Source organism: Gemmatimonadota bacterium (genome assembly GCA_041390125.1).
Lineage (GTDB): Bacteria > Gemmatimonadota > Gemmatimonadetes > Longimicrobiales > Gaopeijiaceae > JAGQIF01.
Genome location: JAWKQN010000006.1, coordinates 158873 through 182744, shown reverse-complemented (window position 1 = coordinate 182744; position 23872 = coordinate 158873). Strand labels below are relative to the sequence as shown.

Here is a 23872-nt window from a genome sequence, read left to right as displayed (position 1 = left end):
ATGGCGCTCCGCGGTTCGCTGAACGAGGTCAATCTCGCGGACATCTGCCAGCTCCTGGCGATGGGCCGCAAGAGCGGATGTCTCTGGATCACGGACCGCTCGAACTTCGGCTACGTCTACTTCGACCAGGGACGCGTCACGTACGCGTCCGTGCTGAATCGGCCCGACCGGCTGGGTGAGCTTCTGGTCCAGAACGGCGTCATCGACCGCGAGCAGCTCTCGGCGGCCATGGAGGGGCAGGCGCATCAGCCCGGCGCGCGCCTCGGACGCCTGCTCGTCGGGCAGGGGGCCATGACGGAGGAGCAGCTCAAGCAGTATGTGGAGCTGCAGATCTCGGAGGCCGTCTACCATCTGTTCACGTGGAGCCAGGGCTCGTTCCACTTCGATCCCGACCACGTGCCCGAGGAAGAAGAGGCGCGGCTGGTCTCGATCAACGCCGAGAACCTGCTGCTGGAAGGTGCGCGCCGCGTCGACGAATGGAGCCTGATCGAGAAGCGCATCCCGAGCTTCGACCTGGTGTTCTCGCTCACGCGCCAGCCGGAGGGCGACGAGATCGAGCTGACCGGCGAGCAACGCAAGGTGATCGCGGCCTTGGACGGTCAGCGTTCCGTCGACGAGGTCGTGCGCGAGACCGGACTGGTGGAGTTCGCAGCCGGCAAGGCGCTGTACGGGCTCGTGCAGGCGGGGTTTGCCGAACAGAGCGGTCGCAAGGTGGGTGCGCAGAAGGACACGCCGGAAGCGCGCATCCAACGGCACCTGGACCTGGGGCTCGCGTTCGATCGAGCCGGTCTGCTGGAAGACGCCGCGCGCGAGTTCCGCAGGGTGGTGGAGCTGGACGAGCACAACGAGCTGGCGCACCGCAAGCTGGCTCGGATCGCCCTGCACGGGAAGAAGGCGGCGGATGCGCTGCATCACTACGGCGCCTTGCCGGGCGCGCAACAGAAGACGTACGGCGTCCTGCGCAATCGCGCGCTCGCCCTGGAGATGCTGGGTCGCTACGACGAGGCGCTCCAACTCCTGGACGTGGCCGAGGGGATCCGACCCTCGGACGTGGACCTGTTCCTGCACCGGGGCATCGCGCTGCTCAAGGCCGACCAGCCGCGCGGCGCCAACGACGCGTTCATCCGCTACCGGGAGCGGCTGGGCAAGCGGCTCCCTCCCCCCATCTACTTCGCGCACGCCGTGCTGGCCGCGGCGCTGGACGGCTCCACCGAGGATGCCGTGCGGATCGGACGCGAGGGGCTGGCGAGCTATCCCAAGGACGGTGCCATCCTGGTGAACACCGGCGCGGTCCTGGAGCAGGTGGGCGAGCCGGCCGCTTCGGAGGCGTTCTACCTCCGGGCCGTGGGGCAGGACCCGCCGCCACAGGCCCACAAGAACCTGGGCGACCTCGCCCATCGGCGCGGCGACCTGGGTGGGGCCCGCGCCCACTACGAACGCGCGGTGCGGGTCGAACCCCAACTCGGGGATGACGTGTACGCCAGGCTGGGGCAACTCGCCCGCCAGGACGCGGATCTCCGGAGGGCGGGGGAGTACTTCCAGCGGGCGCTGGAGCTCAACCCGTCCAACGAGGCGGCCCGCTCCGGCCAACGCGAACTGGAACAGGCACACACCGGATGACCTCTCTCGCCTCCCTCCTCCTCGCGCTCGCGACGGTGGGGGGGGCGTGGACCGGGGCGGACGCGCGCGGCGGACGTGCGGTCTCTGCGGTCGCCGCGGGGGAGGCCTCGTCATCCGATCGGGGGCACGTCTCCGTGCCCCAGGCGGTCGATCCGCTGTCGGGCGCCGACACCCTGCCCGGTCGCCGGGTCACCGTGGTCTACTGGGACGGGCTCGAAGCGCGCGCCCGGGACCTCCAGACGGGGCTCGAGACCGCCCCCGCGCTGCTGGGCCTGCCGGAGGGCGTGCCCTCCGGGGTGACGCTGTGGCTGGCCGACACCGAGGAGCGCTTCCAGGCGCTGGTGGGAGGGGCCGCGCCCGACTGGTCGGCCGCGGTGGCGCTGCTCGATCGCGATGCCATCCTGCTGCCGGTCTATGCGTCCAACCGCACGCGCTTCGGCGATCGGGCGGCCACCCTGCGGCACGAGTGGGCCCACATCGGGCTGGCGCAGTGGCTGGAGGACCTGCGCGTGCCGCGCTGGTTCCACGAGGGCTACGCCCGGGTGGCGGCAGGGGAATGGGACGCCCGGTCGGGCTGGGCGCTACGGTGGGCGCTGGCGCGGGGGACCGCACCCCCGCTGGACTCGCTGACCCTGGACTGGCCGGACGGGGGCGCCCGGGCCCGGCTGGCGTACGACCTCTCGGCATCCGCGGTCGAATACCTGCTGTCTCAGCCCGCAGGTGAGGAAGGGGTCCGTATCTTCTTGGAGCGGTGGAGGTTGGGGGGGAGCTTCGACGACGCGCTCGGAAGCGTGTTCGGCTTCACCCCGGGGCGCTTCGAGACCGCCTGGGTACGGTGGCTCAAGCGGCGCTACGGGTGGTTGCTGCTGCTGTCGCAGTCCGTGGCCCTCTGGCTGGGCCTCGGGGTGACGCTGCTCGTGCTGTGGCGCTGGCGGCGGCGGCGGATGACCCGGCGCATGGCGCGGCTGCGGGCGAACGAGCCGCCGGACGAGCCGGCCTGGTGGGAGGAGCCGCCCGGGCCGCCCACCCCTCCCGCGCCCCGGGACCCCGGTCCTCCGGCCGGGTCCGGGCCCCCGTCACCGACCGATCCGCCCGGCGCTCGCCCGCCGCCCGTGCCCCCGTCGAACCCCTCGGAGGAGCGCGGGTAGAAGCCCCGGTCCCGACGTGGAGCCCCCTCACCCCGCGCTCCACGCTCCCCCACCGGAAGACGAAAGACCGGACGTGCCGATGCCGTCACGCATCTTCCTGGTCGACGACAACACGGATGCCCTCGGCGTGCTCAAGGCCAAGCTCGAGCACGTGGGCCATCACGTGGGCATCGCCGGCAGCGCCGAAGAAGCCCTCTCCCGCATCAAGGAATTCGATCCCGCCGTCGTCATCACGGACCTCCACATGCCGGGCATGAACGGGCTCCAGCTCCTGGAGCGCGTCAAGTCCGACATGGAGGACGTGGACGTGATCGTGGCCACGGGTCACGAGGACATGAGCTCGGCCGTGCTGGCCATGAAGGCGGGCGCCTTCGACTACCTGGTCAAGCCGGTCGACCTCGGGGAGGTGGAGTCCCTGGTGGACCGCTGCCTGGAGGCGCAGCGCCTGAACCGGGCGGCCCGCCGTCAGCAGCCCGAGATCCCGCCTCCGTCCTTCGGCGAGAACACGGTCGTGGGTCGCGACCCGCGCATGATCGACATCTTCAAGACGATCGGCGTGCTGGCCCGCAACCGGGCCACGGTCCTCATCCGCGGCGAGACCGGGACCGGCAAGGAGATGATCGCGCGCGCGATCCACCAGAACTCCTCCGCTTCGCGCGAGCCCTTCATCGCCGTGAACTGCACCGCGCTCTCCGACACGCTGCTCGAGTCGGAGCTGTTCGGCCACGTGAAGGGCTCCTTCACCGGAGCGGTGTCGTCCAAGCGGGGCTACTTCGAGCTGGCCGGGGCGGGGACGATCTTCCTGGACGAGATCGGCGACACCTCGCCGGACTTCCAGACCAAGCTGCTCCGGGTGCTGCAGGAGCGGCAGTTCTATCCGGTGGGGGGAGAGGAGCCCCGGTTCACCGAGGCCCGGGTGGTGGCCGCCACGCACCAGCCCATCGAGAAGCTGGTGGAGGAAGGAGGCTTCCGCGAAGACCTCTATTTCCGCCTCAAGGTGGTGGAGATCGAGGTGCCGCCGCTGCGGGAGCGCCCGGACGACATCGCGCTCCTGGCCCAGGCGCTGCTGGCCAAGATCGCGCGCGACATGGGATCCGACACGCGCTTCATCTCGGAGCCCGCCATGCGGCGTCTGCGTGGGCACACCTGGCCCGGGAACGTGCGCGAGCTGGAGAACGTCCTGACGCGCGCGATCGTGCTGGCGCGCGGGCATGCGATCGCCGAAGAGCACATCTCGCTGGGCATCCAGGTCTCCACGCGAGGCAGCCGGTCCGACGGACCCGACTCCGACACGCTGGATGCGGTGATCGCCGCCCACGTGGCCGACGTGCTGCAGCGGTGCGGGGGCAACAAGAGCCAGGCGGCGCGCACGCTGTCCATCTCGCGCTCCCGTCTCGCCCGCATCCTGCGCAAGTTCAACCTGGACGACGGCTCGGACGAAGGGGACCTGGGAGGTCTCGACGATGAGGACGACGACGATTGAGCGCCGGCGCGCCGCGGCGGCTCCCTTGACCGCCGACCCCGGCGCCCGGTAGGCTGAGCCATGGCCAGGACTCGCACCACCAAGAACGAGACGGCGCGGACCGGGGCGGTGGCCTCGCAGGCGCTCCGCTTCTCGACCGTCAACGCCGTCGTGGGGGGAGCCGCCCTCGCGGCCATCGGGCTGGGGTTCTTCCTGCTCGCCCAGGGCTCGATCACGGCCGCACCGCTGCTGCTGGTGCTGGGCTACGTGGTCCTCATCCCGCTCGCCCTGATCCTGTAGCGCGTCGGCGTGCTCGAGCGGATCGGCCTTCGCCCGTGCGGGCGGGCCGCTTCCGTGTGGAGGGCATGACCACGGGACCCGGAAGGGTCCCGCGCATCAGCCGTTGAGCGTGACCGGCGGAGCCGGTGCCTCCTGGGGGGCGGCGTCGGCCGGTTGGACCGGCACGTCGCCGCTGTCGGCGGGAGCCGGGCGCTCGCTGAGCACCGTCCCCGATCCCAGGGCCAGAATGGTGAGCGTGATGCCGAGTATCGTGATCTTCGGAGAAGTCTTTCTGAGCAAGGTCATGGGTTCTGGTTCCTCCACCTCTCGTCCACCCCTTCGTCACATACGACGTATGAACGCCCAGAAACGTTTCATCGCCGCGTTGGCCGCAGGAGCGCTGATGAGCTCGTCCCCCGATCTCGCTGCCCAGCAAGGACCCTTCAGCGCCGGCGGGCGCTCCACCGTCTATGCGCCCCACGGAGCCGTGGCCACCAGCCAGCCGCTGGCCACCTCGGCCGCCCTGCGGGTGCTCGAGGAGGGCGGCAACGCAATCGACGCCGCCGTGGTGGCCGCCGCGGTCCTGGGCGTGGTCGAGCCCCACATGACCGGCATGGGCGGAGACCTGTTCGCCCTGTTCTGGTCGGCCGGAGAGGGACGTCTGGTGGGCCTGGATGCGTCGGGGAAGGGCGGGTCGCTCCTCGACGCCGACGCGCTCCTGGCCAGTGGCGTGGAGCGCATGCCGGGCTCCGGGCCCCGGTCGGTCACGGTGCCCGGTGCCGTGTCGGGGTGGGCAGCGCTGCTCGAACGGCACGGCACCCTGACGTTGGCGGAGGCGTTGGAGCCCGCCCGCCGCATCGCCGAGGAGGGATTCCCCGTGACGCCGGTGATCGCGGCCCAGTGGCGGGCCCAGGTGCCCAAGCTGGCCCGCGACCCGGGCGCCGCCGCGACCTTCCTCTTCGAGGGGGATCGGGGGCCCGAGGCGGGCGAGTGGTTCCGCAATCCCGATCTGGCCGCCTCCTACGCGGCGCTGCAGCGCGAAGGACCGGGCGCGCTGTACGGGGGCGCGCTGGGGCGCCGGATCGTGGACCACCTCCAGGCCGAAGGTGGCTTCCTCACCCTGGAGGACCTGCGTGCGCACAGCGTGCGCTGGGTGGAGCCGCTGTCGGTGGACTATCGCGGCTACACCGTCTGGGAGCTTCCGCCCTCCGGACAGGGGATCGCCGCGCTGCAGATGCTGGAGCTGCTCGAGCCGTACGACCTGGCGGCGATGGGCCACAACTCGCCTGAGTATCTACATCACCTGATCGAGGCCAAGAAGCTGGCGTACGAAGACCTGCGGCTCTACGTCGCCGACCCGGAGTGGATGGACACCAGCCCTGGGCACCTGCTCTCGGAGGACTACCTGAGCACGCGCCGGGCGCTCATCTCGCCGCGGGCCGCCGCCGATCGGGAGGAGGCGCCCGAGGCCGCCCAGGCGTCGGAGACCATCTACCTGGCCGTGGCCGACCGCGACGGCAACATGGTGTCCCTCATCAACTCGGTGTTCGGCTACTTCGGCTCCGGCGTCGTGGTGCCGGGGACGGGCATCGTGCTCCAGAACCGGGGGGGTGGCTTCACCCTCGAGCCCGGCCACCCCAACCGGGCGGCTCCGGGCAAACGCCCCTTCCACACCATCATCCCGGGGTTCGTCACCCGGGATGGGGCGCCCTGGATGGCGTTCGGGCTCATGGGCGGCGCGATGCAGCCGCAGGGTCATGCCCAGCTGCTGATCAACCTCATCGACTTCGGCATGGAGCCGCAGGCGGCCGTCGACGCCGCCCGTTTCTACCATCTCTCCGGCAGGAGCGTGGCCCTGGAGCCGGCGATCGGAGCCGACACCCGGCGGGCGCTGGCCGCTCTGGGCCACGAGATCTCCGACAGCGAGCCCGCGTTCGGGGGTGCACAGCTGGTGATGAAGCTGGCGCGCGGCTGGGCCGCGGCCTCGGATCCGCGCAAGGACGGACACGCGGCGGGCCACTGACGCGGCGGCCCTCAGCCGGCGGCGGCCTCCTCCACGCGCGTCCACACGGCGTCGAGATCCTCCCACGTGCAGAGGTAGGTGCCCAGCGCCCACCGGATCGTGAGCTGGCCCGCGATGGTGGCGTGGGACAGGAAGGCGAACCCGGAGCGGTTGATGCGCTCGAGGATCCGTCGGGTCGCGTCCTCCCCGTCGCGGTGGCGGAAGCAGACCAGTCCCATCGTGGTGGGGGCGGCCAGCTCCAGGTGGGGGTCCTCCTCGATCCGGCGGGTCAGGCGTTCGGCCCACTCGACGTGCTCCCGGATGCGCCGCACGATGCCCTCCCGTCCGAACGACCGCATCACGAACCAGAGCTTCAACGATCGGAAGCGCCGCCCCAGCGGCAGCGCGTAGTCCATGAGGTCGACGGTGCGATCGCCTTGTTCGTACGCCAGATAGGACGGCGTCAGCGAGAACGCGCCGCGGAAGGTGGCGGGGTCGCGCGTGTAGAGGACGCTGATGTCCATCGGGCAGAAGAGCCACTTGTGGGGATTGACCACGATCGAGTCGGCGTCGTCCGCCCCATCGAGCACGTGCTGCAGCTCGGGCACCACGGCCGCGGCCCCGCCGTAGGCGGCATCGACGTGCACCCACATGCGTTCGGCCCGGGCGATCGCCACGATCTCCCGCACCGGGTCGACACTGGTGACGCCGGTCGTCCCCACCGTCGGCACCACGCACGCCGGCACGAGGCCCTGGGCCCGGTCCGCGCGGATGCGGTCCGAGAGCGCGTCGGGCCGCATCCGGAAGTCGGCATCGACGGGGATCCGCCGCAGGTTCGCCAGCCCGATCCCGGCCATCATGCAGGCCTTGTCCACCGACGAGTGCGCGTACTCGGAGGTGTAGACGGTGAGCCGCCCGGAAGGGCCCCGGTCCCGGCTCTCCGGCTCGGCCCGGTGCCGTGCGGCCGCGATGGCGTGGAGCGTGGAGGTGGATGCCGTATCCAGGATCTGCCCGAACCACCCCGGCGTGAGCCCCAACCACTGACGCAGCCAATCGAGCGTGACCTGCTCCAGCTCGGTGCCGGCCGGGCCCGACGCCCAGAGCATGTGCTGCATGTTCAGCCCCGCGATGAGCGTCTCCGCCAGCACACCGGGGGGAGACGACGAGATCGCGAAGAACGAATGGAAGCGCGGGTGGTTCCAGTGCGTGACGGCGGGCAGGATGTCGCGTTCGAAGTCGGCGAGGATCTGCGCGACCTCGGCGCCCTCTTCAGGACCCGCGTCGGGGAGGCGATCGACGAGATCGCCCGGCTGCATGTCGGGCAGGACGGGCAGGTCGCGGAGCGTCCGCCAGTACCCGGCGATCCAGTCGGAGATGAGGGGCGCGATCGCGTGATACTCGTCCGGCGTCATGGGCACGACCAGGGTGGGGAAGGGCACTCGCAGGGCGCTCCAGGGTTACGCGGGGCGGCGCACCGGCGCCAGGGCACCTGGCCCGGAGCTCCACTCCTTCCCGCCATTCCTCGCTGTCCGCGACTCCGACGCCCCGCGCAGGGAGAGGTCCACTGATGCTGACGCACACACCCGGCGAGCCGGGCTCCGGGACTCCGCATCAAGGGCGCCCCCTCCTGTGGGGCGGATGCGCACTCCGGGACGCGGCCCGCGTGCTGGTGCTCGTGCACGGCCGCGGAGGCTCCAGCGAGGACATCCTCGGCCTGGGGGAGCATCTGGCACCGCCGGACTCGGCGCTGGTGGCGCCCGGAGCGTTCCAGCACACCTGGTATCCGCACCGCTTCCTGGAGCCGACGGAGCACAACGAACCGTGGCTCTCCTCCGCGCTCCGCATGCTCGACGACCTGGAGGCGTACCTCAGCGACGAGGGGATCGCGTCGGAGCGCACGTTCCTCGTCGGCTTCTCCCAGGGCGCGTGCCTTTCGTCCGAGTCGGTGCGGCGCCGGCCCCGTCCGCTCGCGGGGCTGCTGGCATACGCCGGCGGCGTGATCGGGCCGGAGGCCGGTGCGGCCGGACCGGCCGATTCCCTGTCGTCTGTGCCCGTCCTGCTGGCCTGCGGAGACACGGATCCGCACATCCCGGCCACACGCGTGCGCGAGACCGCCGAGCTGCTCACCCGCATGGGCGCCGCGGTCGATCTGCGCCTGTATCCCGGGATGGGCCACGGCATCAACCCGGATGGGCTGGCCGCCGGTCGGCGGATCCTGGCCCCGGACGGGTGATCCTGACCCCGGACGTGTGATCTTGGCCCTCGACGGCTGATCCGGCCCCGGACGGATCCTGGCTCCCGACGGCTGATCCGCCGGGCTCGGTTCGGCATCCGACCCGGCTCTCCGATCCACCGCGGCGCCTGCTCCCCCCTTTCCGGCCTCGCTGTCCGGGTACTGTCGCGCCCCTCCGCGCCGGATTGATCTGTTCGAACCGATCAATCCCGCACGCAGCGGAGGGAGGAAGAAGGAACCGCTCACCACCTTGACGAGCGGCCCTGTTGTGGTCAAAATCCACCATGTGCTTATTTTTGAGCACTTAGGAGGCGGGGTCGGAGGCGGCTCCTGCCCGCCCGGCGGGATCACGGGGCGGAGGAACGGCCGGAGCGTGGTCGAAACCCTTCAGGTCTTCCCGCCATCCAACCGTAGGTGGACAACAGCGGGCCCATGGGGCAGGGGGACGGGATGGGAGGACGAGCGCGTGCGTCTACGGTGGCATGGAGTGGCCTGCTGGCCGCAGGGCTCCTCCTGGGCGTCGCGGATCCAACTGCGGCCCAGGCGGTGGACGGGGACCGACCCGACTCCGGACGGGTGACCCGGAGCACCACCGTGACCTCCGCCCGTCGGGCCCTGGAGCCGCCCCGGATCGACGGCCTCGATACCGACGCCGTCTGGCGCGACACGGAGGCGCGCAGCGACTTCCGGCAGTTCAATCCCGCACCGGACGCCGATCCCTCGTTGCGGACCGAGTTCCGGGTCGCGTACGACGACGACAATCTGTACGTGTTCGTGCGCGCCTTCGATGCGCATCCCGATAGCATCATGCGCGCGCTCACGCGTCGGGACGTGCGTGGGCCGTCGGACCAGATCACGCTGTACATCGACTCCTACAACGATCGACGCACCGGCTTCTCCTTCCACGTGAATCCCGACGGCGTGAAGCGGGACTACTCGATCTTCAACGACGGCAACGAGGACGTCTCCTGGAACGGGATCTGGGACGCGGTCCCGCAGGTCGATTCGCTCGGCTGGACCGCCGAGTTCCGCATTCCCCTCTCCCAGCTCCGTTTCGCCGACGCCGACGAGCATACGTTCGGGTTCGGGATCCGACGCCAGATCGAACGCTACAACGAGTCGGTGAGCTGGCCGCTCTACTCTCAGAATGTGAGCGGCCTGGTCTCCCAGCTCGGCTACCTGGAGGGCCTGGAGAACCTGGGCTCGGTACGCCGGGCCGAGCTGACCCCATATGCCCTCACGCGCAACGTGTCGCGGCCCCTGGGCGGGGGTGGGTTCGAGCGCGCCCAGGAGATCTCCGTGGGAGGGGATCTCAAGGTCGGTCTGACACCCAACATCATCCTCGATGCCACGGTGAACCCGGACTTCGGCCAGGTGGAAGCCGATCCCGCGGTGCTCAATCTGACGGCGTTCGAGGTCTTCCAGTCGGAGCGGCGGCCGTTCTTCGTGGAAGGCACGGGGCTCTACCAGTTCGCCCTGAACTGCTACATCGTCGTCGACTGTCAGACGAACGAAGGTCTGTTCTACTCGAGGCGGATCGGCCGTAGCCCGTCCCTGGCCTCCGAGTACGGGGATGCCCGCACGCCCACGTCCACCCCCATCGCGGCCGCCGTCAAGCTGACGGGACGCACGCGGGGTGGCCTGTCGTTCGGGGTCCTGGACGCCTTCACGCAACAGGTGGAGGGGACCCAGGGGCGGGCCGTGGAGCCGCGCACGAACCACACGGTCCTGCGCGTCCAGCAGGACTTCCGCAACGGGGACGCCGGGATCGGCTGGATCGGGACGGCCGTGCACCGCGGCCTGGACGAGAACACCCGTGCCTGGATGCACGAGAGTGCCTGGGTCAGCGGCCTCAGCTTCCGCAACCGGTTCGGAGATCGCAACTACGAAGTGGCCGGCTCCTTCGCCGCCTCGCACGTCGCGGGTAGCGAAGAGGCCATCACGCGTACGCAGCGCAGCTCGGTGCACTACTACCAGCAGCCCGGGGACGACCTCGCCCTCGACTCCGCGCGGACCTCCCTGTCGGGCACCGCGCTACAGTTGAAGGTGGGCAAGTACGGAGGCGGGATCACGCGCTTCGAGACCAGCCTGGTCCGGCAATCCGCGGGCTTCGAGCCGAACGATCTGGGGTTCTTGCGACGTGCCGATATCCTCGACTGGAGCACGTGGGCCGCGCTGTCGTTCCGCAGCCCCACCCGGCTGTACCGCTGGGCGCAACTCAATGCCAACCACTGGGAGCACTGGAGCACGTCCGGCCTCCGGCTCGAGAACGCCCTCAACGTGAACGGCCACATGGGTCTCCACAACAACTGGGACGTGCATGCGGGGGCGACGTTCGGTCGACTCGGGGAGACCTGGTGCGACCGCTGCACCCGGGGCGGCCCCGCGCTGCGGCAGAGCGGGGGGATCTTCCCCTGGTTCGGTGTCAACGGAGACAGCCGACGGATGGTCGTTCCCGGGATGTGGGTCAACCTGGACTTCGCCGACGAGGGTCGGACGCGGCGCACCAGCCTGAGCCCGTACCTCAACATGAACGTCTCCACCCGGCTGCGCGCCAACCTGGGTGTGAACGTCAACCACGTCGACCGCGACGCGCAGTGGTATGGCAACTTCACGGACGGCACCGGTGTCACCCACCATACGTTCGCTCACCTGGACCAGCGTACGGTCTCGATGAACGTGCGCCTGAACTACACGGCCACGCCGGATCTCACATTCGAGTTCTACGGGGAGCCGTTCGCCAGCTCGGGCACCTACTCCGACGTGCGTGAGGTGAGCGCCACACCGGGCGCGGACGACTACGACGATCGCTTCCGGCCGTACGCACCGCCGGCGGACGAAGCGCTCAGCTTCTCCTTCCGGCAGCTGCGCACCAACGCCGTGCTGCGCTGGGAGTACAGCCCGGGCTCGACCCTCTTCCTCGTCTGGGCGCACGGCCGGGAGGCCTACCTCGAAGACGAGCCCCGCCAGCCCTGGCGGCGGGACTTCAATGGCCTCTTCGACCTGCATCCCGATAATACGTTCCTCGTGAAGGTCGCGTACTGGCTGAACCGGTGAGGACAGATCGGCGCCGTTGCGCCATTGTGGCCCGACGAGGCGGCAGCCCTGCGACATGGCGCGGAGCTTGCGCCCTGTAGTCCCCCGAGGTGGTGCATCTCTGCCCCATTTCGAGCGCGAGGACAGATGAGCAGAATCAGCGAGCCTGCCGCCGAGAAGGCGGTGCGGTTCACCCATGCCGCCACCCCCCATCCCGTTTCACCCCGGCTCGTCCTGTGGGCCGTGGTCTGTGCGGAAGTGTGCGCCCTGGCACTTCCGCTCCACCCCTTCCTGCGAACGGTGCTGGGGTTCATGGCCCTGGCCCCCCTGATCTGGTTGGCCTCCAACCTGGAGCCGGCCCAGACCAGCGCCCGCCGGGACGCGTGGGAGCGCGTGCGCCGCTTCAGGCGGTTGCGGACGCTCACCCAGGTGTTCCTGGAGGAGGTGCGCCGTCTCAACTGGTTGGGCGTCGACGCCCGGCGTGGAGGCCACCTGGCGCTCCAGGCCGAGCGCGAGATGCAGGCCATCGAGACGCGCCTCCACGAGCTGATCGGACAGATCCGGACGGCTGCGGGCGTGGAGAACGAACGACGTTCGTCGGAGGCGCAGGCGGGGCGCTGACGCCCCGCCTTGAACCACCGCACAATCGAGGTGCAGTCCGAAGGATGCGCCGGCCCCTTGACCCGGGCCGGCGCAGGCCGCGGGCGCACTCGCGCCGCGCTTGCGGGAGGCCCCGCGGTCGCGCACTCTGGCTGTGGCTCGCTCGGTTGCGGGCCTCGACCCCTTCCTCCGATCGAGCGTGGATGCGCCACTGCCTGCTGGGCACCGTCGTCGTGTCCGCTGTCCTCTCCTCCGGATGCGTGACCCGGGGTACGCACCGTGCCGCCCTCGCCGAGTTGTCGGAGACACAGGCGCGCCTGACCAGCGCGGAGCAGGGTGCGCAGCAGGAGCGCAGGCGGTTGCAGGCGGAGATCGCCGACCTGCGACTACGGCAGGAGACGCTCCGCGATTCGCTCGCCGCTCGTGAGCGGGAGCTGAGCCGGCTGAGCCGGACGGCATCGTCCACGGAGTCCGAGCGCCTGCGTCTGCAGGAGCGCCTGCAGGATCGGGGGCAGGAGGTGGAGGGTCTGCAGCGCCGTCTGGACGCGCTCGCGGCCGTCGAGGCGGAGGTACGCGAGCGGAACCGCATCTACGAGGAGATCCTGGCGCGCTTCCGGTCGCTGATCGACGGGGGCCAGCTCTCGGTCCGGATCGACCGCGGGCGTCTGGTCATCCTGCTCCCGCAGGACGTGCTGTTCACGTCGGGGAGCGCTTCCTTGAATCGCGAGGGGACCGCCACGGTGATCCCGGTGGGCCAGGCCCTCGCGGCCCTGCCGGATCGACGCTTCCAGGTCGAAGGGCACACGGACGACGTGCCGATCTCCACGGCGCGATTCCCCTCCAACTGGGAGCTGAGCGCCGCTCGGGCCCTGACGGTGGTGCGCCTGCTCACGGAGCAGGGCGTCGCCCCCGCACACCTGTCCGCAGCCGGGTTCGGGGAGCACCAACCCGTGGCCTCCAACGAGACCGCGGACGGCCGACGCGCCAACCGCCGCATCGAGATCGTGATGCTCCCCGATCTGGACCTCGTCTCGGAGCTCTCCCCGAGCCGCTGAAGCTCGTTCGTTGACAACGAACTGCCGCCGCCGTACGCTTCCCCTCAAGCATCTAGGGAAGGGAGAAACGATGGCGCGTGGGGAGGGAGCGCGGCGGGTTGCGCTGCTGCAGGGCACGCTGGACATGCTGATCCTGAAGGCGCTGAGCTGGGGCCCGTGCCACGGGTACGGCATCGCCCGCGCGCTCGAGGAGCAGACCGGCGATGCGCTCGGCGTGGAGGAGGGGTCCCTGTATCCGGCGCTCCACCGCATGGTCGGACGGGGCTGGGTGCGCGCCGAGTGGGGCACGAGTGAGAACAACCGCCGCGCCAAGTACTACACGCTGACTCCGGCCGGGCGGAGGCGCCTCGCGGAGGAGACGCGGCAGTGGGCGCGCTTCGTGTCGACGATCGCCATGGTGCTGGAGGGCGATCGCGGCTGAGGCGTGCGCAGACGGTGCGCGCGTGGACGCCCTCGGCCGTGCGGACGGGCGGCCGCGGAGTGGAGGACCGGGAGGGAGGGGGACGATGACGGAACGGCGGCGGGACCTGGACGAGACCCTCGAGGCGCGGCGCGTGGACAGCGACGTCGACGAGGAGATCGCGCACCACATCGAGATGCGCATCCGGGACAATCGCGCACGCGGGATGAGCGACGCCGAGGCCCGCGCGGAAGCGCTCGCGCGCTTCGGGGACGTGGAACGCGTCCGTGCCGCAACACGGAACGTGGATCGCGCCCGCCACCGGAAGGCCGCCTGGAGCGAGCGGATGGCCGACGTCTCCGCGGGTGCGCGCCTGGCGGCGCGCAGCCTCCTGCGCCGGCCTCTCCTCGCCTTCTCCGTGGTTGCGATCCTGGCCCTTGGGGTCGGAGCGACCTCCGCGGTCTTCACCGTCGTCGATCGGGTGGTTCTGCGTCCGCTCCCTTACCCGGATGCGGACGAGCTGGTGTGGGTCGAGAGCGCGGTGCCGTACGTGGGCGCCGATGCCCGCTGGGGGGTCTCCCAGGCCGGCTACTTCGCGTTCGTCGATGATGCGCGCACGCTCTCGGGTGTCGCCGCGTTCTCCACCCAGGAGATCACCTGGCTGGGAGAGGGCGCGCCCCGGGTGGTGGAGCTGGCGTCCGTGTCGCACACCCTGTTCGACGTGTTCGCTGCGCGCCCGGCGGTCGGTCGCCTCTTCCTGCAGGAGGACGATGTCCCCGGCGCTGCCCGCGTGGCGGTGCTGTCGCATGGCTTCTGGCAGCGTGAGTTCGGGGGTGACGCCGCCGTGGTCGGCACCACGCTCCGGCTCGGCAGCGTCACCGCCGAAGTGGTGGGCGTGCTGGAGGAAGGGATCTCGCTCCCCGAACAGGTCCCGGACGTGTGGACGGCGCTGCGCCTGGATCCGGCTGCCCGGCCCGTGAACGCCCATTGGCTCTCCGTGGTCGGCAGGCTCGCGACGGGACGGACCGCGGAGGACGCCGAGCGCGAGCTGGGGGAGATCACCGCGACGTTCACGAGACGCTTCCCGTCCGCCTATTCCGAGCGCTTCATGCGCGAGAGCGGTTTCGCCACACGCGCCGTCCCGCTCAAGGCGCATGTGCTCGGTGACACGCACCGCACCTTGTGGACGTTGTTCGGCTCCGTGCTGCTGCTCCTCGCCATCACCGTGGCCAACGTGGGGAATCTGTACCTCGTGCGCGCCGAGGGCCGCCGGCGCGAGTTGGCCATCCGAGCGGCGCTGGGGGCCAACGCGCGCAGGCTCGCCGGACTGCACGTGACGGAGAGCGTGTTGCTGGCCCTCGCTGCGGCGGGCCCGGCGCTCGGACTGACCTGGGCCGGCGTGCATGTGCTCGTCCGTCTGGCGCCCGCCGAGTTGCCGCGGTTGGGAGAGGTGCATCTGGACGCCGTCAGCATCGCCTTCACTGTGGCGCTCACCATCGTGGGTGGCGTCCTCCTGGGCGTGCTTCCCGTGGCGTTCCGGATGACGGACCCGCACGACCTCGCCGAGGGCACCCGCCGGGTCCTGTCCCCCGTACGCCACCGTCTCCGACAGGGCCTGGTGGGCGCGCAGGTCGCGCTCGCGCTCGTGCTGCTGGCCGGAGCCGGTCTGATGCTCCAGAGCTTCATCCACCTGCGTGCGGTGGATCCGGGGTTCGAGCCCGATGGCGTCGCCGTCTTCACCGTGCCGTTGCCCGCGGGCCGCTATCCGGACTATGCGGACGTGGCGGCCTTCCAGCGTGAACTGCTGTCCGGGTTGGAGTCATTGCCCGGCGTCTCGGTGGCCGGCGCGACCGAGCTGCTGCCGCTGGTGGAGACCAACGACGCGAGCCACTGCGCCGCGCTCTTCTTCGACGACCAGCCCCCCAACGCCGACGAGCAGCCGCCGTGTCTCCCCGTGTTGCAGGTGGCGCCCGGCTACTTCGAGACACTCGGCATCCCGGTGCGGGGGAGCGCTCCCTCGTGGAGTGATCTGGACGGCGAAGCGGGTCGCGTGGTCGTCACCGAGGCGTTCGCCGCACGGGTGTGGCCGGGTCAGGACCCCATCGGGAGGGGCGTGCGCGGCAACGGCTGGGAGGAGCCGTTCTACCGGGTGGCCGGAGTCGCCGGCAACGTGCGCGCGGACGGACTCGACCGCCCTCCTCTGGAAGCGGTGTACTTCCCGCTGATGCCCATCGAAGGCGCGCCGCTCTGGGTGCCGCCGCGCACCATGCGCATCGTGGTCCGCACGGAGGGCGGGGATGCGGCGCCCCTCTTCCCGTCCTTCCGCGACGTGGTCACGGCACTCGATCCCGAGGTGCCCGTCGTGGAGCCGCGGGCCCTGACGGCCGCCATCGCGCGTTCGCCCGTCATGGCGCGGGCCTCCTTCACCCTGGTGCTGCTCGGCGTGGCCGGAATGATGGCGCTCCTGCTGTCCGCGGTCGGCATCTACGGGGTGCTCGCCTACCTGGTGGCGCAACGGCAGGCCGAGATGGGGGTCCGCCTGGCCCTGGGGGCGCTGCCCGGGCAGGTCGTACGCTTGATCGTGGGCCAATCGCTGCGTCTCGCCGGCATCGGTGTGGCGGTGGGGCTGGTGGGAGCCGTCGCCTTCACGCGCTCGCTGGACGCCCTGCTCTTCGGGGTCAGCCCCACCGATCCGTGGACGCTCGGGGGCGCGGCGGCGCTGCTCCTGACCGTCGCCCTGCTGGCGACGTTGATGCCGGCGCTCCGGGCCGCGCGCGTGGACCCGAAGGCGGTCCTGCAGGCGGAGTAGCCCGGGGCCGCCGCGGGCTCAGGCTCGATTGGTCCCGGTTTCCCGGTCGCCTACGGTGCGGCCGAACCCCCGGAGACCGCTTGTACGCCGAACGCTGGGAGCGCGCCACGGACATCCTGGCGGAGGTCGAGGAGGCCTACGTTGCGGAGGGTCTGTCCGAGGAGATCAGCGACCGCTTGAGCGGGTATGCTGCCCTCACGGTCCTGGGGCGGCAGACGGCCGTGTGCGCCTCCGCGCAGCAGATGGGGCCGTAGCGGCCACCCCGGTGGGGTTCGACGCGCTGCACGGATCCGAGGCGCAGATCCGGCGCGCGCTGGTGCTGGCACGGTTGCGGGATCCCCAGGCCGCGGCCGAGCTGGGCGCCGTGTTCTCCTCTCCCTCCGCCTTCCGCCCGGATCTGCTCCGACACGATCCGGGGGTGTGGGGGTGGTGGCGGGGACGGAGGCCCGCGGCATCGACGATGCGCACCCGCCAGCGTGTCCTCAGGGTGCGGGCACGGTGAGGACCGCCCTCACTCCGCCGCCTGGCACCGGGCCCAGACTCAGCGCGCTCGTACCGTCGACTTCGATCCAGCGGGTCCCGATCTGGCTGAGCAGCAGCCCCAGGCTCGCGCCGAGCAAGGCGCCCCCCAGCGCGGGTCCGAGGTCCTTCACCTCACGGGTGCGGGTACAGTCCGGGAAGGCGAGAAAGCCGCAGTCGGGCTGCTCGCTGGTGCCCGCCATCGAGTGGCCGAGGACGCCCCCTCCCACGCCGCCCACGAGGACGGCGAGCGTGGCGGCGGCCCTGCGGCTCTCCTTGATGTAGAGCGGTCCTTCGGCGGCCGGGTCCACCGTCCGTAGCTGGCCCTCCGGCGTGCGGAGGACCAGCGAATCGGGACTCGCGTACACGACCCGACCGCGCGAGCTGTCGGGCCCGTCCCCGATCCTCACCCAACGACCCCGTTGCAGCGTCTGTCCGGCGGCTGGAGTTGCGCACATCAGAAGCAGGCTCGCCCAGAGCAGCGGTCTCAGGCTTCGCGGTCCTTCCATCGGTGGTCTCCGGGTGGAGTGGATGGGGGCACCGGCCTTCCCGCCTCCGAAGCAGGGGCGCGTGGACCGGGCACGGGGCACATCCGAGATACGGGAACCGCGCTCCGGCTGGACCACGTCCCGCGGGTTTCCCGTACCGGGGTCAGAGCACCCCCCGTCCGGAGCCGTTGCATGCGCACTCCTCCACCTCTTTCCCGGGGCTCCCGCGCCGGGCTCGGTGCCCGCGGTGTCCACCTGCTGGCGCGCGCGGTGGCGCGTAGCCTGTGCAGGCTCGACGTCCGGGGGCGCCAACACGTCCCCACCCGGGGCGCCTGTCTTCTGATCTTCAATCACGTGAGCAACTTCGATCTTCCGCTGATCTTCGCCGCGCTTCCGCGGACCGACGTGGTCGCGTTGGTTGCCGCGGACCGCAGGGATCATCCGCTGAGCCGCTTTGTCGACGCCGCCGGCGGTCTCTGGCTTCGACGCGGAGGCCGCGACCGCGCGACGCTGGAGCGAGCGGTGGGGGCGCTGGCGAGGGGCTGCATGGTGGGGCTGGCGCCCGAAGGCGGACGTAGCCCCACGGGCGGGCTCCGGCGCGCCCACACCGGCCTGGCATTCCTGGTGGAGCGCTCGGGCGCCCCCATCCTGCCGGTCGCCGTGACCGGTGCCGAACAGCTGCACCGATCCTGGCGTGCGCTGTGGCGCCCGCAGGTCCGGATCACCTTCGGGGCGCCATTGTCCTTCGATGCTTCGCCCTCGGGCCTCAGCGGGAAGGCCTTCCGCCGCAGGGAGACGGACCGCTGCATGGTCGCCGTTGCCGGGTTGCTGCCAGAGCGCTATCGCGGCTTCTACGGCGAGGACGCAGCCGGGGCGCTCGCGCGGGACCGCGCGTCGTGATGCCGCGTGGCCGCCTGGACATCGGCTGGAGCGATCTCGCGCACGCCGTCGCGGTCGGTCCGCGGCCAGGACCGCGCCCCGAGCTCGCGCGACGCCTGCGCACGCACCTGCCCGATCCGCCGCGCACGCTCGTGACGCTGTCGGTGCGCAGCGGCTTCGATCTTCTGCTGCACGCGTTGGCGCTCCCTCGCGGAAGCGAGGTGCTGCTCTCTGCGCTGACGATCCGGGACATGGCGCGCATCGTCACAGCCCATGGCCTGGTGCCCGTGCCGGTGGATCTGGACATGGATCGGCTGGCCCTCGACCCGGAGGCGCTCCAGCGCGCGACCGGACCTCGCGCCCGGGTGCTCGTGGTCGCGCATCTGTTCGGAAGCCGCATGCCACTGGGACGCGTGCGGGAGTTCTGCACGGCGCGCGGTCTCCTCCTGGTCGAGGACTGTGCCCAGAGCTTCACCGGCCTCGACACGACAGGAGATCCTCGGAGCGACGTGGTCATGATGAGCTTCGGGCTCATCAAGACCCACACGTGCCTGGGCGGGGCGGTGCTGGTGGTGCGCTCCCCGGACCTGCGGGAGCGGATGCGGCGGATCCAGCACGCGTGGCCGCTGCAACCCGATCGTGAGGTCCGCGTCCGGGCTTTGCGCGCGGCAGGCGTGCAGGCCCTCCTCACACCGGCCTGCTACGGGAGCGTGGTGGGCCTGGCGGGTCTCCTGGGATGGAACCACGACGCCCGCCTCAGCAACTCGCTGCGTGGATTTCCCGGGGCCGGATTCTTCGAGCGGATCCGCCGCCGTCCGTCCGGAGCTCTCCTGGCCCTGATGGCGCACCGGTTCGAGCGGTTCGATCCAGCGCGCCTCCGCCGGCGAGCCGACGCCGCCTCCGCATTGCTGCAGCGCATCCCCCATCTCTCTGTCCCAGGTCGCTCCGCGTCCGACCACACGCACTGGCTGGTGCCGGTCTGCGTGCCCGAGCCGGAGGTGCGGATGCGCGCGCTGTGGCGCGACGGGTTCGACGCCACGCGCGGGGCCACGAGCCTCGCGCCGGTTCCGTCGCCTCCGGGCTTCGGCCACGTGCGCACTCCGAACGTGTCCCGGTGCATGGGGGAGATCCTCTTCCTGCCGGCTCCCCTCGGGGCGTCACGCTCCCGGTTGGACACGCTCGTCGCGCACCTCGCGGCGTGGCCGGCGCACCGCGCTCCGGCGCAGAGGGCGTGTGGCTGAGCGGGGAGGCGTGCGGACCGTCGACGTGCTCGTGGTGGGCGGCGGGATCATGGGCGCGGGCGTCGCGCGTGTCGCTGCGCACGCCGGTCTGTCGGTGCTGCTGGTGGAGCGCGCGGACTTCGCATCCGGAACGTCCAGCCGCTCGTCGAAATTGGTCCATGGCGGGTTGCACTATCTCGCCCGAGGGCAGGTGGGCACGGCACGGCGCGCGTGTGCCGAGCGCAACGCCTTGCTGGAGGCCGGCTCCGGTCTCGTGCACGGCCTCGCCTTCGCGATCCCGCGCGACCAGACCGGGCCCTATCCCCCGTGGGCGGTGGGGCTCCTGATGCGGGCGTACGGATGGTGGGGCGGCGTCGACCCGTGCGACGTCCCCGACCCCCGGGCCGACGAGGCCCGTCCCGACGCCGCCCCCTTCCGGTACCGCGATGCGGTGACGGATGACGCCGCCCTGGTCCTGCGCGTCCTGCGCGAAGCGCGCGGGGCGGGGGCCACATGCCTGAACGGGGTGGAAGCTCGGCACCTGGTGCGCTCCTCCGACGGGCTCGTGGCCGGGATGCGTCTGCACGACCGGGCCGCCGGTCGTGCGTGGGTCCAGCCGGCGCGAGTGGTCGTCAATGCCGCCGGCGTGGGGGCCGATCGGGTGCGCGCGGGGCTGGGGCTGGATGCGGTGCTCACGCACGTGCGCGGCAGTCATCTCGTCCTGCCGCGCCATCGACTCCCGCTGCGTCACGCGGTCGCGACCATCGACCCCCACACGGCCCGACCCGTCTACGCCGTACCGTGGTTGGGCGTCACGCTGGTAGGGTCCACGTCCGAGCCGCAGCCGGAGGCGCTGGACCGCGAGCCCCGGATCACCCGGGCCGAGGCGGATCACCTGTTGGCCTGGGCGCGGGGGCTGGCTCCGGCCCGGTGCCTGGGCCCGGACGACGTGCTGTGCACCTTCTCCGGTGTGCGCGGTCTGTGTGCGGGCCCCGCGGCGGCGGGTCTCCATGGCTCCCGGGACCATCGCGTCCTCGAGGAGCGCGGGCTGTTCACCGTGGCGGGTGGGAAGCTGACCACGTTCGCGCACGTGGCCCGCGACGTTCTCGGCCGGATCTGGCCGCGTCTGCGGCCGGGACGGGTGCATCCCGCTCCGGCACCGACGCTCGATGCGGTGCCGCCGCCGTGGATGGGTCTCCCGTTCGCGAGCGGCACCGCGCGCCGCCTTCTCGGGCGGCATGGCGCGGAGGGGGTCGAGTGGATGGCGGCTCGACCACGCGACGAGCACCACGCCGTGGTGTCGCACGTCTGCGTCGCCGAGGTGCGATGGATCATCCGTGCCGAGGCGCCGCGCTCGCTGTCGGACCTGCTCCTGCGGCGCACGCGGCTGGCACTGTGCACCGCCGACGGCGGTACCGCGGCCGCGGCGGCGTTGCGCCCGTGGATCCAGGAGGAGATGGGGTGGGGAACAGCCAGATGGAAGGAGGAGCTGCATGCACATCGGCAACGGATGGCGGAGGCGTACGGGTGGCCCCACGGGGCCGGTCGGGAGACCGGTCGGTCGGTGGCGTGATGGCGCGCCCAGCGGGTCCACGGGTGTCCGGCCTGGGAGGGTGTGGATCCTCCTGTTCGTATGCGCCGTGCTCGCGAGCCCTGTGACCCTGGACGGACAGGAGCCCGTCGTAGCGGACTCGTCCGGAGCACAATCCGCCGAGAGGCCCAGCGAGAAGAGCCTGCTCCTCATCCCGCTGCTCGAGCTGTACGTGCCGACACTCGGATACAGCTACGCCGGGCACTGGCGGCGAGGCATCCCGTCGGGCCTGACGAGGCTCGTGGGGTTCGGTCTGGTGATGCACGCCGACCAGTTCATCCTCGGCGAGGGCGGACGGAGCTGCGAAGGCGCTTGCGCGCTGGGGAGCGTACTCGTGATCGGCGGTACGGCCTGGGCGATCCTCGACGCGATGCACCTCGCGCATCGTGACAATCAGCGGGTGCGTACCCAGCGACTGCGTGCGGAGGTGGCGCCGTTGCTCGACGGGGCGCGCCCGGGGATGTCGGTGCGCATCCAGTGGGACTGACGGGTACTCGCCCGGCGCCGCCGTCTGTGCGTCAGGTCCGCCGCTCGCGCCCGAGTGCTCCCACGAGGCCCGGCACCGCGCTCGCTCGCGCGTGCACCTCCGTGACGCCGGTTTCCTCGATGAGACGTGCCACGTGATCGGCGCGGACGCGCCCTCCGGCGAGCACGGTGAGCGAGCCACCGGCAACGGACACCAGCGCCCGCAGCATGGAGCGCCCCTCCCACGCCTGGCTCGCCCCGCCGGACGTGAGCACGCGGTGCACACCGCATCGGAGCAGCGTCTCCAGGCCGGTGAGGGGATCGTCCAACTCGTCGAACGCGCGATGGAAGGTGACCGGCCGGCCGTCGGCGGCGGCAACCAGGTCGCGTAGCGCGGCCGCGTCCACCCGCCCGCGTGCGTCGAGCACGCCGACGACGATCCCATTGGCGCCCGCCCGTGTCAGCGTGGATACGGTCTCGATGAGGGCCGCGAGCTCTGCCGGTGCAACGCGGAACGACCCCTCGCGCGAGCGGGCCATCGCGAAGACGGGGCCGCCCGCGAGGGCGCGCGCCTCGCGGACGTCCGCGCCGTCCGGCGTGAGCCCACCGACGTCGAGCCGACGGCAGAGCTCGACCCGTGAGGCTCCTGCGGCAAAGCAGGCGGCCGCCTCGGCGGCGGATGTGACGCAGGCCTCCACAAGCACGCGCGCAATCGGGGGTGAGGTCACGGGCGGCTCGCGGACGAGCGTCGGAGGTGGCCGGCGTCCGGGGCCCCTCTACCTGTACCCGCAGGCGGTGGTGCAGCCGACCGGAGGGTGCCGGTCCTGGATTGCGCGGGCGCGGGCTCGGCGCGAGCGTCCTGGCTGCCGGTCGGGCCCTTGCTCCGAAGGACGCATCGCATGCGAATCCTCGTGTCCCTGGTTGCGGCGCTGAACCTCTGGTTCGGGGTCCGGGCCGCGCTCAACGTCCTGGGGATCCTGCAGACGAGCAAGTACGGGACGCCCACCACGGTTCTTGCGGCGCTCCTGGGCCTGGGGCTGGGCGGCTATGGTGCCTGGCTGGCCTGGATGGGAAAGGACCTCCGTCACGGGCTGCTCGTCGGCCTCGCTCCGTGGGTGCTGGGCGTGGTCGTGGTGTTCATCTCCCTCGTGGTGGGCGATCCTCGCTGAGCGGCACGCGGGATGCTTCCGGCGGTACGGACGGGGGCTCGCCGCTCCGCCGGTCGGCCATTTCCGCCCTGATCCCTTCGGCCCCGGAGGCCTCCTGGCCCTCGCCTGCGATCTCCACAACCATCTGCTCCCCGACGTCGACGACGGCTCCCGGTCGCTCGACGAGACCCTTCGTCACCTGCAGATGTTCTGCGCCCAGGGGGTCGCGGCCGTGTGCTTCACGCCCCACCTGTTGGCGGCCACCCGGTCGCCGGAGCAGCTCGCTGCGGACGTCGCCCTCCACCGCGAGCGATTCACCTGCGTCCAGGGCGCCGTAGGCGAGAAGGACGGCTTTCCCCGCCTGCACCTGGGCCAGGAGATCCTGGCCCCCGGACCCGAGGACCTCCGCCGTGCGCTCCAGATCGAAGGCGTGGGGGTGGACGGTGGCCAGACCGTACTCGTGGAACTCGGGTTCCGGCCCGGCTTCGACGGAGCGGCGGTCGTCGCGGCCGGTCGGGCGGACGGTCGTCGCGTGATCCTCGCGCACCCGGAGCGCTACGCCTATGGGGATACGGACCCGTTGGCTGCCATGGAGGAGTGGCGCGGGCTGGGGGCGTCGTTGCAGGTCAACGGAGGAAGCCTGCTCGGACACCACGGTCGCGGTGCTCAGGACCTCGGTACGACGCTGTGCCGGGAGGGGATCGCCGATCTGGTGGCCACGGATCACCACGGGGAGTTCCGGCCGCATATGCCGGAGGAGATCCTGGCTGCGTTGGAGGAGATCCTGCCGGCCCAGGCCGTTCGGGATCTGCTGGTGGAGGGGCCGGGAAGGGTGTTGGCAGTGCGAACGCCGTAGCGCGGGTGCGGCCGCCACGCCCGGGACCGGCGGGTGCCGACGGCGTGGGGCGGGTCCTCCCC

The 23872-nt window shown here is 71.5% G+C and carries 22 protein-coding genes; 18 read left to right on the top strand and 4 right to left on the bottom strand.

All coding sequences use genetic code 11. The annotated features are described in order from the left end of the window. The 4 genes from R3E98_07295 (at position 1) to R3E98_07280 (ending at position 4530) form a co-directional block, all read left to right on the top strand. Complete coding sequence (locus tag R3E98_07295) at positions 1–1620, top strand: DUF4388 domain-containing protein (GenBank protein ID MEZ4423195.1); 1620 nt, start codon at positions 1–3, stop codon at positions 1618–1620. Beyond that, positions 1617–2768, top strand: coding sequence for a peptidase MA family metallohydrolase (locus R3E98_07290; protein MEZ4423194.1), 1152 nt, complete (start codon positions 1617–1619; stop codon positions 2766–2768). Before R3E98_07295 ends, R3E98_07290 begins: the two co-directional genes overlap by 4 nt. Positions 2769–2847: 79 nt before the next feature. Continuing rightward, a complete protein-coding gene (locus tag R3E98_07285; GenBank protein MEZ4423193.1) occupies positions 2848–4251 on the top strand; it encodes a sigma-54 dependent transcriptional regulator in 1404 nt (467 codons plus the stop codon). 60 nt (positions 4252–4311) lie between these two features. Next, a complete protein-coding gene (locus R3E98_07280; protein MEZ4423192.1) occupies positions 4312–4530 on the top strand; it encodes a hypothetical protein in 219 nt (72 codons plus the stop codon). 96 nt (positions 4531–4626) lie between these two features. On the opposite strand, the gene R3E98_07275 is transcribed toward R3E98_07280, so the two are convergent. Beyond that, positions 4627–4815 carry a hypothetical protein gene (locus tag R3E98_07275; GenBank protein MEZ4423191.1) on the bottom strand — a complete coding sequence of 63 codons (189 nt, stop codon included), beginning with the start codon at positions 4813–4815 and terminating at the stop codon, positions 4627–4629. Between the two features lie 97 nt (positions 4816–4912). On the opposite strand from R3E98_07275, the gene ggt reads away from it, so the two are divergent. After that, positions 4913–6532, top strand: a complete 1620-nt coding sequence (gene ggt, locus R3E98_07270; GenBank protein MEZ4423190.1) for a gamma-glutamyltransferase — start codon at positions 4913–4915, stop codon at positions 6530–6532. 11 nt (positions 6533–6543) lie between these two features. On the opposite strand, the gene R3E98_07265 is transcribed toward ggt, so the two are convergent. Then, the gene (locus tag R3E98_07265) at positions 6544–7950 is read right to left on the bottom strand and encodes an aminotransferase class V-fold PLP-dependent enzyme (GenBank protein ID MEZ4423189.1); all 1407 of its coding nucleotides are present in this window, start codon (positions 7948–7950) and stop codon (positions 6544–6546) included. Between the two features lie 128 nt (positions 7951–8078). Between R3E98_07265 and R3E98_07260 the strand changes: the two genes are divergently transcribed. The 7 genes from R3E98_07260 to R3E98_07230 all read left to right on the top strand — a co-directional run bounded on the left by R3E98_07260 (position 8079) and on the right by R3E98_07230 (position 16898). Continuing rightward, the gene (locus tag R3E98_07260) at positions 8079–8744 is read left to right on the top strand and encodes a dienelactone hydrolase family protein (protein MEZ4423188.1); all 666 of its coding nucleotides are present in this window, start codon (positions 8079–8081) and stop codon (positions 8742–8744) included. 477 nt (positions 8745–9221) lie between these two features. Beyond that, positions 9222–11801 carry a DUF5916 domain-containing protein gene (locus R3E98_07255; protein ID MEZ4423187.1) on the top strand — a complete coding sequence of 860 codons (2580 nt, stop codon included), beginning with the start codon at positions 9222–9224 and terminating at the stop codon, positions 11799–11801. Between the two features lie 126 nt (positions 11802–11927). After that, complete coding sequence (locus tag R3E98_07250) at positions 11928–12401, top strand: hypothetical protein (GenBank protein ID MEZ4423186.1); 474 nt, start codon at positions 11928–11930, stop codon at positions 12399–12401. 182 nt (positions 12402–12583) lie between these two features. Next, a complete protein-coding gene (locus R3E98_07245) occupies positions 12584–13435 on the top strand; it encodes an OmpA family protein (protein MEZ4423185.1) in 852 nt (283 codons plus the stop codon). A 70-nt stretch (positions 13436–13505) separates the two neighbouring features. Next, positions 13506–13856, top strand: a complete 351-nt coding sequence (locus tag R3E98_07240) for a PadR family transcriptional regulator (GenBank protein MEZ4423184.1) — start codon at positions 13506–13508, stop codon at positions 13854–13856. A gap of 85 nt (positions 13857–13941) precedes the next feature. Continuing rightward, a complete protein-coding gene (locus R3E98_07235; protein MEZ4423183.1) occupies positions 13942–16644 on the top strand; it encodes an ABC transporter permease in 2703 nt (900 codons plus the stop codon). An 80-nt stretch (positions 16645–16724) separates the two neighbouring features. Next, entirely contained in the window at positions 16725–16898 is a 174-nt protein-coding gene (locus tag R3E98_07230) for a hypothetical protein (GenBank protein MEZ4423182.1), read from the top strand. A 228-nt stretch (positions 16899–17126) separates the two neighbouring features. Here the strand turns inward: R3E98_07230 and R3E98_07225 are convergent, their stop codons facing one another. Then, the gene (locus R3E98_07225; GenBank protein ID MEZ4423181.1) at positions 17127–17672 is read right to left on the bottom strand and encodes a hypothetical protein; all 546 of its coding nucleotides are present in this window, start codon (positions 17670–17672) and stop codon (positions 17127–17129) included. Between the two features lie 171 nt (positions 17673–17843). Between R3E98_07225 and R3E98_07220 the strand changes: the two genes are divergently transcribed. Genes R3E98_07220 through R3E98_07205 form a run of 4 tightly spaced genes read left to right on the top strand, consistent with a single transcriptional unit; the run spans position 17844 to position 21828 of the window. Continuing rightward, positions 17844–18551, top strand: coding sequence for a lysophospholipid acyltransferase family protein (locus R3E98_07220; protein MEZ4423180.1), 708 nt, complete (start codon positions 17844–17846; stop codon positions 18549–18551). Then, positions 18551–19771: a DegT/DnrJ/EryC1/StrS family aminotransferase gene (locus R3E98_07215; GenBank protein MEZ4423179.1), complete on the top strand. Its 1221-nt coding sequence runs from the start codon at positions 18551–18553 to the stop codon at positions 19769–19771. The genes R3E98_07220 and R3E98_07215 overlap by 1 nt, the downstream gene beginning before the upstream one ends. After that, a complete protein-coding gene (locus R3E98_07210) occupies positions 19764–21323 on the top strand; it encodes an FAD-dependent oxidoreductase (GenBank protein ID MEZ4423178.1) in 1560 nt (519 codons plus the stop codon). The genes R3E98_07215 and R3E98_07210 overlap by 8 nt, the downstream gene beginning before the upstream one ends. Before the next feature lie 40 nt (positions 21324–21363). After that, positions 21364–21828, top strand: coding sequence for a hypothetical protein (locus R3E98_07205; protein MEZ4423177.1), 465 nt, complete (start codon positions 21364–21366; stop codon positions 21826–21828). A 31-nt stretch (positions 21829–21859) separates the two neighbouring features. Here the strand turns inward: R3E98_07205 and R3E98_07200 are convergent, their stop codons facing one another. Beyond that, positions 21860–22534 carry a copper homeostasis protein CutC gene (locus R3E98_07200; GenBank protein MEZ4423176.1) on the bottom strand — a complete coding sequence of 225 codons (675 nt, stop codon included), beginning with the start codon at positions 22532–22534 and terminating at the stop codon, positions 21860–21862. A gap of 171 nt (positions 22535–22705) precedes the next feature. Between R3E98_07200 and R3E98_07195 the strand changes: the two genes are divergently transcribed. Further along, positions 22706–22975, top strand: a complete 270-nt coding sequence (locus R3E98_07195; protein ID MEZ4423175.1) for a hypothetical protein — start codon at positions 22706–22708, stop codon at positions 22973–22975. After that, the gene (locus R3E98_07190) at positions 22857–23810 is read left to right on the top strand and encodes a CpsB/CapC family capsule biosynthesis tyrosine phosphatase (GenBank protein MEZ4423174.1); all 954 of its coding nucleotides are present in this window, start codon (positions 22857–22859) and stop codon (positions 23808–23810) included. The genes R3E98_07195 and R3E98_07190 overlap by 119 nt, the downstream gene beginning before the upstream one ends. The last annotated feature ends 62 nt before the right edge of the window (positions 23811–23872 follow it).